The organism is Halomonas sp. MMSF_3323 (assembly GCF_030733595.1).
Taxonomy (GTDB): domain Bacteria; phylum Pseudomonadota; class Gammaproteobacteria; order Pseudomonadales; family Halomonadaceae; genus Halomonas; species Halomonas litopenaei.
In genome coordinates this window covers 65,125-77,357 of record NZ_JASHIT010000008.1, presented here as the reverse complement: position 1 = coordinate 77,357, position 12,233 = coordinate 65,125, and the positions used below count along the sequence as shown (strand labels likewise).

8 protein-coding genes and 1 pseudogene are annotated in these 12,233 nt (G+C 62.2%); 2 read left to right on the top strand and 7 right to left on the bottom strand.

Features of this window, described 5'->3' with window-relative positions:
- Positions 1-96: 96 nt before the first annotated feature.
- Positions 97-954, top strand: a complete 858-nt coding sequence (gene nadC / locus RBB39_RS05615; protein ID WP_045992832.1) for a carboxylating nicotinate-nucleotide diphosphorylase — start codon at positions 97-99, stop codon at positions 952-954.
- Between the two features lie 177 nt (positions 955-1,131).
- Here the strand turns inward: nadC and RBB39_RS05610 are convergent, their stop codons facing one another.
- Entirely contained in the window at positions 1,132-1,653 is a 522-nt protein-coding gene (locus RBB39_RS05610) for a GNAT family N-acetyltransferase (protein ID WP_045992833.1), read from the bottom strand.
- 283 nt (positions 1,654-1,936) lie between these two features.
- On the opposite strand from RBB39_RS05610, the gene tsaA reads away from it, so the two are divergent.
- On the top strand, positions 1,937-2,674 hold the full coding sequence (tsaA, locus tag RBB39_RS05605) for a tRNA (N6-threonylcarbamoyladenosine(37)-N6)-methyltransferase TrmO (RefSeq protein WP_108132376.1): 738 nt from the start codon (positions 1,937-1,939) through the stop codon (positions 2,672-2,674).
- Between the two features lie 187 nt (positions 2,675-2,861).
- Here the strand turns inward: tsaA and RBB39_RS05600 are convergent, their stop codons facing one another.
- The 6 genes and pseudogenes from RBB39_RS05600 to dapA all read right to left on the bottom strand — a co-directional run bounded on the left by RBB39_RS05600 (position 2,862) and on the right by dapA (position 12,131).
- Positions 2,862-6,773 (bottom strand): YadA-like family protein, encoded by a 3,912-nt coding sequence (locus RBB39_RS05600; RefSeq protein WP_306168898.1) that lies wholly within the window; start codon positions 6,771-6,773, stop codon positions 2,862-2,864.
- Positions 6,774-7,124: 351 nt separating this feature from the next.
- Positions 7,125-7,511 (bottom strand): annotated as a pseudogene (locus tag RBB39_RS22740) (hypothetical protein); the annotation flags it as partial.
- Between the two features lie 1,142 nt (positions 7,512-8,653).
- A complete protein-coding gene (gene purC, locus RBB39_RS05595) occupies positions 8,654-9,367 on the bottom strand; it encodes a phosphoribosylaminoimidazolesuccinocarboxamide synthase (protein WP_045992003.1) in 714 nt (237 codons plus the stop codon).
- Between the two features lie 56 nt (positions 9,368-9,423).
- On the bottom strand, positions 9,424-10,221 hold the full coding sequence (locus RBB39_RS05590) for an MBL fold metallo-hydrolase (protein ID WP_306168897.1): 798 nt from the start codon (positions 10,219-10,221) through the stop codon (positions 9,424-9,426).
- A complete protein-coding gene (locus RBB39_RS05585; RefSeq protein ID WP_306168896.1) occupies positions 10,221-11,186 on the bottom strand; it encodes an outer membrane protein assembly factor BamC in 966 nt (321 codons plus the stop codon). The genes RBB39_RS05590 and RBB39_RS05585 overlap by 1 nt, the downstream gene beginning before the upstream one ends.
- Before the next feature lie 60 nt (positions 11,187-11,246).
- Positions 11,247-12,131: a 4-hydroxy-tetrahydrodipicolinate synthase gene (gene dapA / locus RBB39_RS05580; protein WP_045992000.1), complete on the bottom strand. Its 885-nt coding sequence runs from the start codon at positions 12,129-12,131 to the stop codon at positions 11,247-11,249.
- Positions 12,132-12,233 lie beyond the last annotated feature (102 nt).

Genomic DNA, 12,233 nt, shown 5'->3' with positions numbered 1-12,233 from the left:
CATTGTCTGAATATGGGATCGTCACCTCGCCCACTGACGTCGAGGTGCTAGTGCCCCTATAATGTCGGCTCCACGCGCCGCAATACAGAGATACCCATGCACTTTCAGGACGCCCTTGCCGAAGACATCCGCAACAGTGCCGCTCGCCTGCTGGCCGAGGACGTCGGTCCGGTGGACATCACCGCCCAACTGATTCCCGAAAAGCATCTGGGCAAGGCCCGCGTCATCAGCCGCGAGCCGGCGATACTCTGCGGCGTGGCCTGGGTCGACGAGCTGTTCCGCCGCCTCGATCCCCGGGTCGCTCTGACCTGGCACGCCGCGGACGGCGATCGACTGACGCCAGACGAGCCCTTTCTCGAACTGGCAGGCCCCGCACGCAGCCTGCTGACCGGCGAGCGCGCGGCTCTCAACCTGCTGCAGACGCTGTCGGCCACCGCCACGCGCACCCGCCACTACGTCGACCTGCTCGAGGGCACCGGTGTGCGGCTGCTCGACACCCGCAAGACGTTGCCAGGTCTGCGTATCGCCCAGAAGTACGCGGTGGCCTGTGGCGGTGGCTGCAACCATCGGATCGGCCTCTACGACGCCTTCCTGATCAAGGAAAACCATATCTCCGCCTGCGGCGGCATCGCCGGCGCCGTGAAGGAGGCCCGCAGCATCGCGCGTGACCTGACGGTGGAAGTGGAAGTCGAGACCTTCGAGGAACTGGATCAGGCGCTGGCCGCCGGCGCCGACGTGATCATGCTCGACAACTTCTCACTGGATGACATGCGAGAAGCGGTGCGCCGCGTCGCAGGCCAGGCGACGCTGGAGGCGTCCGGCAATGTCGACGAGACGACGCTGAAAGCCATCGCCCAGACAGGTGTCGACTGCATCTCGAGCGGCGCACTGACCAAGGACGTGAAGGCCATCGACCTGTCCATGCGCATGGTCGAGGAAGGCCCGGCAGGCTGACGCCCTGCCCGTTTCGAGAAGCAATCCCACGGCCTGGACCCTGGCCCATGCCTGGGGGCTATTCTTGAAGGGCACTCTCGGGGGCACTCCTGGAGATTACTCTCAGGGGGCTCTCCAGCGGGGTCACTCCAGCGGGGGGGCTCTCCAGCGTCCAGCGGGGCCAGCGTCCAGCGGGGGTCACTCCAACGGCTTGCTCATGCATAGCCGTGGCAGCAGCTCTCCGGCGCGCTCGACCCACTCTTCACCGTGGGATTCCCAGCCAGCGTCGAGCAGTGGCTCTGCCAGCATCAGGCTGGCTTCGATGATCATCCGCCGGGCGCCGGCGTTTCTCAGGCGCTCCTCGGCAAGCGACAGCAAGCGGCCGCCGATGCCCTGGCCGGTCAGCGAGGGCCACACATAGAGCGTCTCGACGCGCGCGCGACCGGGGTCCAACTCGACAAAGCCGACGCAGCGACCGTCACACTCGGCCACCAGGGTAGTAAACAATGCCTGACGAGCACGCCAGGCGGAACCATCCCTGGGCAGCGCCGAAGCCCAGGCCTGACGCTGGGCCAGGCTGTAGTGGCGACTGGCCCCCATCATGACGGCGTGATAGAACACTTCGGCCTGATCCGAGCCATCCTTGGCGAGGGCCTCGCGATAGTGAATACGGGAACGTCGCTCGACCGGCATGGCTTGCGACATTCTGGGTTCGGACATGTAGGGAACTCCTGCAGGAGTGGAGATGGATAATCCGGCGCGTCGAGGTTCGCCAAGCCTAATCAGATAACGGGCGCGATCCAACACTCCTGACCACCCTAATGCCCGGCGACGCTGTTTCATGCCCAACTGGAGCTTTGTCATGTCACGATACCTGCAAGCACGTTGCTGGAGCCATTCAGGTCACCCCTGACCCACTTCCTGCGTCATCAGAGTTTCGACATCAGAGCATCGACGTAACAGCATCCACATCAACGCCTCGACATCAGAGCCTCACCAGATCATGCCCGACGACTTCTATACCCTGACGCCCATCGGCACCATACGCAGCGACTTCCCGGACAAGTTCGGCGTACCCCGTCAGCCAGGGCTTGCAGAAGATGCCAGAGCTCGTCTGGTGCTGGAGGGCGACTTCGCCGATCCCATGGCCGTACGTGGGCTGGAGGGGTTCAGCCACCTGTGGCTGACCTTCATCTTTCACCTTAGTCCGCCCCACTGGAAAGCGATGGTCCGTCCGCCTCGACTGGGAGGAAATGCACGAATAGGCGTATTTGCCAGCCGCAGCACCCACCGCCCCAACCGTCTCGGGCTCTCGCTGGTGGAGTTGATCGACGTCGATACGCGCGACGGCGTCAGCCTGGTGCTCAAGAGCGCCGATCTGGTCGACGGCACACCAGTGGTAGATATCAAGCCATACCTGCCCTGGGCCGAGAGTCGCCCCGACGCCCGTACCGGTTTTGCACCTGAAGCGCCGACGCAGCATCCGGTGGTGTTCTCGGCCGAGGCCGAAGCGGTGCTTTCCAGCAGCGACAACGATGGTTCCTTGCGTCGCTTGATCGCCCAGGTCCTCGCCCAGGACCCGCGCCCCGCCTATCGCAGCAAGGGCAGTGACGACGATCGCCAGTACGGCGTCAGCCTGAGAGGTTTCAACGTGCGTTTTCGCGCCGAAAACGACAAGGGCGCCCTGCGCTTTCGCGTGGACGCCCTTGAAACCCGACCGGAACCAGGACGAAACGACTGACCCGCTATGCTCGCAACTCGACTGGCCGCAGCATCATATGCCGCTACTTCGACGTCCGCGCCCCCTGTCATTGCACATCGACGCCGATCACCATCCGTGATCGCGACACCGTCAGTACCGCTGTGTCTTGCGACACAGCCGCACCCAAGGTGAACGACCAGGTTTTCGTTTGACCTGCCCACTGGTCTCAATCGATGACCCCGGAGATTCCCAGACCGACCGTTGGGCCACCGTGGGAGGCGCCAATCCCCATACCGACACTCCAGCGGCCAGTATCAGCGGTTCGTCGTACGCTCACACCTAGTGCCGATTCTCCGTTGTAGTAGCCAGTCCCCACATGATAGGTGAGCTTTCCTGCGACATAGGGTGCATCGCCCATGGCGGCCAGGGCCGCGATCCCCGCACTGGCATCTCGCTCTACTTCGTCAATCTTGTGGTCGAGTTGGTTGTAGTCGGAAGTGAACTTACGGTTCAGTTCATTGAGCTGCGACATGTTGACCGCATCGGTGGGTGCCGAACCGGCAGCCACGTTATGCAACTGGGTGGGGCCACTGCCATTGCCCAGGCTGACAGAGTGGTAGTCGACGCTACCATCCTCGCTACGATCGTAGTTGACCGCTCCCTCTTGCACGGCACTGAGCTGGCGCACATTGACCGCATCGGTGTCCTCGGTGCCCCCCGCGACGTGGGTGATCTGACGTTCACCACCCTCGCTGCCGACCGCAACAGCTCCCTTGGATGACTCCACCGCCACGTGCGAAAAGGCTTCCTCCTCCCCCTTCATGCCTTCTCTATCGGCCACAGCGCCATCACCAAGTGCAACACCTCCTTCAGCTTGTGCCTTGGCGCCACCTCCGATGGCAACGGTGTCTGCAGCACTAGTAGTGGCAGCGTCTCCCTGCGAATTCGCCTGGAAGTACTTGGTGTCCTGACCACTCAGTGCCAGGTCGCCGATATCCTCCATCAAGTCCCAGATCTGACCACCATTGACCGCATCAGTACTGCCTTGATGGATATCGCCTTCGGCCAGATTGCTGATCACGGTACCACCGTCGGCACCAGCCAGAGTGATCTTTCCCTGGTTGGAATCTGGGTCATATTGCACGACATTCTGGGCCGGGTTGCCACTGCCGCCCCCCAAGCTGTCGAGGGTCGTCTGGATATCACCGACATCGCCTTCAAGATTGGTGAGACGACCATTGGTGGCGTGGAGCTGACTGCCGTTGACCGCCTCTAGACTGGTGTCGGAAAGCGACCCATCCGCAATATTACCGAGCACGGTACCGCCGAAGGCTCTACCAGGCGACTTCAGGGTTACGTGGTTCCAGTCGACGCTGCCGTCGTTGAAGTGGTCATACGCCACCACTTCCTCAAGCGCCATATTGGTCGCATGGAGCTGGCTGCCATTGACCGCATCGGTACTGGTAGCGGAGATTCGACCCGCGGCCAGGTGGGTCAAGGTTCGCTCCTGCCCTTCGTCACCGATGCTGACGGTAGCAATGGGGTTAGTGCCGGCGTATTCATGCTGTTCACCGAAGATAATGCCTGACTCGGTGCCTATTGCCTCCTGTGAGGTCGACTGGGCCCCCAGCGCCACATCCAGAGCCTGACTGGCGCTGGCTCCAGCACCCAGAGCCATCGCCTGCTCGCCCGAGGACACTGCCGAACTACCGACCGCAATCGCATCTTCCAGCAGGGTGTGGCTCTGGTCGCCAATCGCAACCGCACCGGCTGCACCTATCTCCACCTTGGCGCTCACCCCCATACCGATGGCGTCATCGCCATTGACCGTGGTCGCAGGTCCGATGGCGATAGAGCCTTCGCCGGTGGCAAGGGCGTCGACTTCCCCTCCCCCGTTGGCATGAAAATACAGCGATCCCGTATCCGAGAGCGACCCCACGGCCCCCTTGAGCTGACGCATGGTCACCGCATCGTGATCCTCGATACCATCGGCGATGTTGATCAACTGGCGATACTCACCGTCCCGACCCACGGAGACCGCTCCCATTAGATCGGCGTCCGAGGTGTTGTACTGAATGGTGGCATTGCCCACGACGATCTGGCCGGAGACCTTCGCCACTTCGCGGTTCGCGATCGATCCGCTGCCCAGTGCCACACCGCCAAACACCGAGCTTGAAGCGCCATTGCCGATGGACACCGCATTAGTTGCCGAGGACACCGCCGCCGGCCCCATCGCCAGGCTGTCGGTGCCGCTGGCACTGGCGCCGCTACCGCTGGATTTGGCCTGGTAGTACGCGCTGTCGGCGGCGATATCCCCCAGGTTGGTGGTGAGATTGGCGATATCGCCTTCGTTCTGGGTCACCCGCACATTGGTGGCGTTCAACTGACGACCGGTGACCGCGTCGGTGCTGTCGGTGGACAAGGTGGCGTCGGTCAGATTGGTGATCCGGGTGCCGGCATCACCGGCCAGGGTGATACTGCCCTCATTGAGCGTGCCTCCGGTGCCGCGGTCGTAGACCACTGCGCCGTCGGCCAGATCCCCCAGTGCCTGATTGGTGGCATGGAGCTGGCTGCCGTTGACCGCGTCGGTACTGGTGGCCGATAGTCGACCTGCTGCCACGTGGGTGATGGTGCGCTCACTGCCGCTGGTGCCCACGCTGACCGTACCGGTCGGGCTGCTGCCGGCCAAGGCGTAGTCAGTACCGGCCACGGTGGCCGTGGTGGTGGCCGCCGCCGCTTCCGTGGTGGCACCGTTACCCAAGGCTACGCTGTTGGCGACGCTGGCCTTCGCGCCATTGCCGATGGCCACCCCATTGGTTGCCGACGACACCGCCGCCGGCCCCATCGCCAGGCTGTCGGTGCCGCTGGCACTGGCGCCGCTACCGCTGGATTTGGCCTGGTAGTACGCGCTATCGGCGGCGATATCCCCCAGGTTGGTGGTGAGATTGGCGATATCGCCTTCGTTCTGAGTCACGCGCACATTCGTCGCGTTCAACTGACGACCGGTGACCGCATCGGTGCTGTCGGTGGACAGGGTGGCGTCGGTCAGATTGGTGATTAGGGTACCGGCATCGCCGGCCAGGGTGATACTGCCCTCATTGAGCGTGCCTCCGGTGCCGCGGTCGTAGACCACTGCGCCGTCGGCCAGATCCCCCAGTGCCTGATTGGTGGCATGGAGCTGGCTGCCGTTGACCGCGTCGGTACTGGTGGCCGATAGTCGACCTGCTGCCACGTGGGTGATGGTGCGCTCGCTGCCGCTGGTGCCCACGCTGACCGTACCGGTCGGGCTGCTGCCGGCCAAGGCGTAGTCAGTACCGGCCACGGTGGCCGTGGTGGTGGCCGCCGCCGCTTCCGTGGTGGCACCGTTACCCAAGGCTACGCTGTTGGCGACGCTGGCCTTCGCGCCATTGCCGATGGCCACCCCATTGGTTGCCGACGACACCGCCGCCGGCCCCATCGCCAGGCTGTCGGTGCCGCTGGCACTGGCGCCGCTACCGCTGGATTTGGCCTGGTAGTACGCGCTATCGGCGGCGATATCCCCCAGGTTGGTGGTGAGATTGGCGATATCGCCTTCGTTCTGAGTCACGCGCACATTCGTCGCGTTCAACTGACGACCGGTGACCGCATCGGTGCTGTCGGTGGACAGGGTGGCGTCGGTCAGATTGGTGATTCGGGTACCGGCATCGCCGGCCAGGGTGATACTGCCCTCATTGAGCGTGCCTCCGGTGCCGCGGTCGTAGACCACCACGCCGTCTGACAGATCTCCCAACGCCTGCACGCCTTCCGACAGTTCTCCCAGCGCCTGATTGGTGGCGTTCAGCTGACTGCCGTTGACGGCATCCGTGCTGGTGACAGCTAACCGTCCGGCCGCTACGTGGGTAATAGTACGCTCGACGCTGGCTACCGCATTGCCCCCGCTATCGGTCGTTGCCGCCGCGCCAAGGCTCAGAGTGCCTGTCGGTGCCGCACCGGCGAAACTGTAGCTCTTGCCCGCGATGGTAGCCTGGGTGGTTCCCACCACCGCCTCGGTGGTGGCGCCGTTTCCCAAGGCCACGCTGTTGGCCACGCTGGCCTTGGCATTGGTACCGATGGCAATGGCATTGCTGGCGGACGCCTCTCCGGAATCACCGAGCACCATGGAGTAGTTGCCACTCGCTTTCGACCAATTTCCCACTACATTGGTAGCGGCGCCGGCGACGGTATTTTGAAGACCTACTACATTGGCACCAGTAGCAGTCGATGACAGCGTGTTACTTGAGCCGAAAACACCGGAAAAATCGCTGGTCACGTTATTGGTATTGCCAACGACCCGGACTGCATTGCCTTGAACGGTATTGTTGAGACCAATCGCAGACGCATATGTCGATGCGCCTTCGATCTTGTTGGAAGTACCAATGGCAATCGCGCTCTTGGCGCCTGTCGATGTGGAGTTGCTCTCACCCAATGCAAGGCTATTGTCGCCATTGGAAACGTTGAGATGGCCAACACTGACACTTTTCGCGCCGTTGGCAACACTGCCTGATCCCAGTGCCGTGGAGTGGCTACCCGTCGCTTTAGCCGTGGCCCCAAGTGACGTCGCATTGGTCGCCGTGGACGTCGCCTTTGCGCCAATAGCAAGACTCGAGGTGGCGCTGGCAACGGACCCTCCGGTCAGGTCTCCGCCAATGGCAATGGCGTTCACACCTTTCGCTTGTGCGCCGTTTAATCGAGCGACCGTGCCGCTAGACAGTGCCCCGCCACCGATAGCAACGCCATTCTTGCTTGTCACGTAGGCCCCACGCCCGATCGAGACACCGGCCAAACCGCTGGTAACAGCCTGATCGCCCAGGGCAATACCAGAATCTGCCGCCGCACTCGTGGTCGCATAGTAGCCCATCGCGATAGAGGCATCACCATCGCCAACGGCACCGGTGCCTATATGGATGGCAGATGCTCCCGCAGCGGGCTGGATGCCCACCGGCGCCAGATAACGATTGACGACAAACTGTTCAGGCTTGTCGGCAGGCGTCGACGTCTCACCAGGCATGACGCATCTATCTTTAGTCGGTGACGTCAGAGGTATCGTTGCCTTTTCTGACGCTGTCTTTCCGACCTCACCTGCCACCGTCGGACAGCCATCAACGAGGGGGCCAGCCTCCGCTTTACTCGACCCCAGCCCAGGCGTGACAGCCGATAGAGACATCAGGATACAGGTGATACAAACGCTTTTTGTCCCACTTCTTGCTGTTTTGAGCGAGTTAACGAACAAAAAAGTACGGCCATCCAATTCACTCACTCCGACCTCCTTGCCACCAATACTTAGGTGACATCTTCGTGCGCCACCAAGACACTCACTTTCATCCGAAATCCGTCTTCAACCACCCAAAACTCTCTTGTAAAAATCCTGAAAACAGAAAAACGAATCAAAAAACCAATAGCGTGCAGAAACCCGACTTTCCGGACACAAAACTTGCAAAAAGAAACATGATTAAAAAAATCTACACGCGCAGCGCTGTCACTTCCATTTTTAAACGTGACACAGATCATTTCTTGCTTGTAATTGGCGCAAGGCGCGCCAAATAAAGCACAAAAACTGACGGTCCGTTTCAGAAGCTGTACGGGCACTGGTGAGATTCATCTTTCCCCCCAGCCATAGCCAGGTGCCATCAAAAATTGACGAGCGATGGTCAAATGAACAGGAATTTTCCCGACAACTCAGTACAAAGGAAGGTGTTGTACTGCGGTTAGACGCAGCCACACCAGGCACAGGGGGTTTCAGGACTCGCGGGAATGCGAATAACGTTGCCGCACACCTATCCGAGTCGACACTTCCCAGTACCCAATATCAGCGTAGCGCCAGGAACTTCATTCACTCGTGGGAGCCAAGACATTGGTACAGACGTGGGCAGCGGAAAGCAGATCGCCCGGGCCAGGCCCGGGCGATCCTCTACATGCTTTCGGTATCAACACCGCTTGCACACCCATCGTTGCATCATGCCCTTGCGGCAGTCAGCGCAGACCAGTGCCGGCAAGCGGCTGTCAGCTAAAATCGATGCCGATACGACGGCCGACTTCCTCGTAGGACTCGATGACGCTGCCCAGCCCCTGGCGGAAGCGATCCTTGTCGAGCTTTTCACGGGTCTTGGCGTCCCACAGACGGCAGCCGTCCGGTGAGAATTCGTCACCCAGCACGATCTTGCCGTGGAATACGCCGAACTCGAGCTTGTAGTCCACCAGCAGCATGCCGCCGTCGGCGAACAGCTGCTTGAGCACCTCGTTGACCTTGAAGGTCAGCGCCTTCATCTCGGCCAACTGCTCGGCGCTGGCCCAACCGAAGCTTTCGGCCAGGGACTCGTTGACCATGGGATCGTGGAGCTCGTCGTTTTTCAGAAACAGCTCGAAGGTCGGCGGTGTCAGCGGCTCGCCTTCCTTGACGCCGAGACGCTTGACCAGACTACCGGCGGCGATGTTGCGTACCACGCACTCCACCGGAATCATGTCGAGCTTCTTGACCACGCACTCGGTGGGCGACAGCAGCTCTTCCACGTGGGTGGGGATGCCGGCCTCTTCCAGCTTGGCCATGATGAAGGCATTGAAGCGGTTGTTGACCATTCCCTTGCGCTCGAGCGACTCCATGCGACGTCCGTCGAAGGCGCTGGTGTCGTCACGAAAGTGCAGGATCAGACGATCCGGGTCATCGGTGGCATAGACCGACTTGGCCTTGCCGGCATAGAGTTCTTCGCGCTTTTCCATGGGTGCCTCCACAGGCAAATCAAAAAAAGGGGTTCAAGCAGGACCGGGGTCCTGAATCAGTGAATCGCTTGCCAATCCAGGCCGTCATCCTGGGCAGCCACGGTCAGGCGGGTCTCGTCGCCATCCAGCAGAGGCGTCAATGCCTCCAGAGCGAGTTCGGGGCGGTTATTATGCTCCGACAGGTGGGAGCAGACGATACGCTGCAGCCTATCCAGCCCCAGTTCGGTCAACAGCGCCGCAGCCTGGCCATTGGCCAGGTGCCCCCAACGTCCGCCGACGCGACGCTTGAGACTGGGCGGATAGGGGCCTTCAGCCAGCATGCGCACGTCATGATTGCACTCGAGCACGAGGGCATCGCAGCCACGGAAGGCCTGGCGCACGTGTTCGCTGGGGTGGCCCAGGTCGGTCAGCAGCCCCAGCTTCCTGTCACCTGCGGCGATACGAAACTGCACCGGCTCTCGGGCGTCGTGGGGCACCGTGATGGCGTCGACGTCGAGTCCCTTGATGGCAAAGCGCGACTGAGGGGTGATCCAGTGGGTCCGGGGGAGCCGGCCGAGCTTGCCGGACAGCCAGGTGCCCGGGGTCAGATGTACCGGCAGGTCATAGCGACGGGCCAGGGGGCCGATGTCACGCACATGGTCGCCATGCTCGTGGGTGACCAGCAAGGCATCGAGCTGACGCGGATGTACACCCAGCCGCGCCAGCCGGCGTTCTGCCTCCTTGAGACCGAAACCGCAGTCCACCAGCAACATCGACTCGCCGTCGCTGACCAGGGTGGCGTTGCCCTTGCTTCCGCTGCCCAGGGAGGCGAAACGCAAGCCTCCCCGGGAACCATTGGCATGCCCGACGCTCATCAGCGCAGCAAGCCCTCCATGCGCTGCAGCAGCTCACGCTGGTCATCGCCGGAAAGCGGCTCGTCGTCGGCGCTACGTGCCTCCATCAGGGTTTCCTGGCCCTGGGGCGACAACCTGAGCTCGATGCGTTGCATCGACTCAAGCAGATCCATCGAGGTCAAGGAGTCGATGAAGCCACGGGTACGCTCGCTCTCGGTGATGTAATCGATCACGAAGCGCTTGCCGCTTTCATCCACGGAGACCAGTTCCCGGCGATCTTCCATCTCGAAGTTGTTCTCGAGCTGGAAGGCGAGCTCGGCGTAGGCCCGCTCGATGTCGAAGGGCATCACCATCACCCAGTCATCGCCGCGGGGCTCGAAGCGAACGCTGTCGGCTTCGGGCGTCTGCTGGGCCGACGCCGAGGCGATGCTGGCCGAGGCGCTACGCGCTTCAAAGTGACGCTGCAGAGAGTTCAGGCACAGCCGGTTGAGCTGGCCCGCGGTATCACAGCGCACCTCACTGGTGCCCGACCTGAGGCCCTGGCGCAGTACCAGGCTGGCGTCGGAGGTCTCGATGACACCGCTGGCGCTGTCGCTGCGGGTGATCTCCAGCCCGCGCTGTTCGACGAAGCGCTCGAGCTCCGGCCATACCACCGCGGGCGCGGCCCCTACCACCAGCCAGCGATCGGCGTCGGTCTCGCGCACCGCCACGTCACCGGCGGCCACCGCGGTGCTGGCAGACAGCGTCTGGGGCAAGGGCGCGGCGAAGTCTCCCTCGCGGGCGTAGAAGTCCCCGCGAGCCTGAGGCACCGGCATGATATCGCGATAGCGGCTCTGGTCGCGGCTGCCGGGGAGGGTCAGCGGAGCCGTCTGACGGGCGCCCGCGTAATCCTCGTTGCGATCGTGATAGTGACCGTCCTTGGCACAGCCGGCCAGGGTCAGGGCCGCGATCATCGCCAGCGGCAGTCCTTTAAGCGCAGAATTCATGCATCCACCTTGATTGAAAATTGGGTCCACGACATCACGACCGGAGGCACGGTTCAGGCGTCAGTCCTCGATCAGTCCTGCCAGCTGCAGGGCTTCGCTGATGGTGGAGTGATACTTCTCGCTCAGCCAGGTCAACGGCAGGCGGATGCCGGGCTCGATGATACCCATGCGGTTGAGCGCCCACTTGACGGGGATAGGATTGGCCTCGATGCCCAGGTTGGTATGCAGGGGCAGAAGCCGGGTGTTGATCTGGTGAGCCTTGTCGCTTTCACCGGCCACGGCGGCGGCGCACAACTCGTGCATGGCCTTCGGCGCCACATTGGCGGTCACCGAGATATCGCCATGACCGCCCATCAGCATGAAGTCGCAGGCGGTGGCGTCATCGCCGGAGTAGAGCATGAAGTCGCTGCCCTTGAGACGTTCGATCAGGTCCTCGGCGCGCTCCAGGTTGCCGGTGGCATCCTTGAGGCCGATGATGTTGTCGACCTCGGCCAGACGCAGCACGGTCTCGTTGTAGATGTCCGAACAGGTACGTCCCGGCACGTTGTACAGGATCACCGGCAGATCACTGGTCTCGGCGATCACCTTGAAATGCTGATACAAACCTTCCTGGGTCGGCTTGTTGTAGTAAGGCGCCACGGTCAGGCAGTAGTCGGCCCCCACTTCCTTGGCGTAGCGGGTCAGCTCCACCGCCTCGGTGGTGTTGTTGGAGCCGGTGCCGGCGATGACGGGAATGCGGCCATTGACCTCTTCGACCACGCTGCGAATCACGTCGAAGTGCTCGGCGAAGGTCATGGTGGTGGGCTCACCGGTGGTACCCGCCGCCACGATGGCGTCTGTGCCATTGTCGAGGTGGAAATTCACCAGTTTGCGCAACACTTCCCAGTCGATATCGCCGTTGGCCTTCATCGGTGTCGCCAAGGCGACAATACTGCCCGTGATCATCCTCGTTGTTCCTCTGTTGTCTGCCCTCCCGCGACCCTGACGATGGCGGTCGGGGTGAACGAATGTGGCCAAGGGGGTCGCGACCCGGGGAAGCGTGGTCGT

Excerpts from the sequence above, each read along its gene's own strand:
- nadC (WP_045992832.1), top strand. The coding sequence starts at position 97 with ATGCACTTTCAGGACGCCCTTGCCGAAGACATCCGCAACAGTGCCGCT.
- RBB39_RS05610 (WP_045992833.1), bottom strand. The coding sequence starts at position 1,653 with ATGTCCGAACCCAGAATGTCGCAAGCCATGCCGGTCGAGCGACGTTCC.
- tsaA (WP_108132376.1), top strand. The coding sequence starts at position 1,937 with ATGCCCGACGACTTCTATACCCTGACGCCCATCGGCACCATACGCAGC.
- RBB39_RS05600 (WP_306168898.1), bottom strand. The coding sequence starts at position 6,773 with ATGGTGCTCGGTGATTCCGGAGAGGCGTCCGCCAGCAATGCCATTGCC.
- purC (WP_045992003.1), bottom strand. The coding sequence starts at position 9,367 with ATGGAAAAGCGCGAAGAACTCTATGCCGGCAAGGCCAAGTCGGTCTAT.
- RBB39_RS05590 (WP_306168897.1), bottom strand. The coding sequence starts at position 10,221 with ATGAGCGTCGGGCATGCCAATGGTTCCCGGGGAGGCTTGCGTTTCGCC.
- RBB39_RS05585 (WP_306168896.1), bottom strand. The coding sequence starts at position 11,186 with ATGAATTCTGCGCTTAAAGGACTGCCGCTGGCGATGATCGCGGCCCTG.
- dapA (WP_045992000.1), bottom strand. The coding sequence starts at position 12,131 with ATGATCACGGGCAGTATTGTCGCCTTGGCGACACCGATGAAGGCCAAC.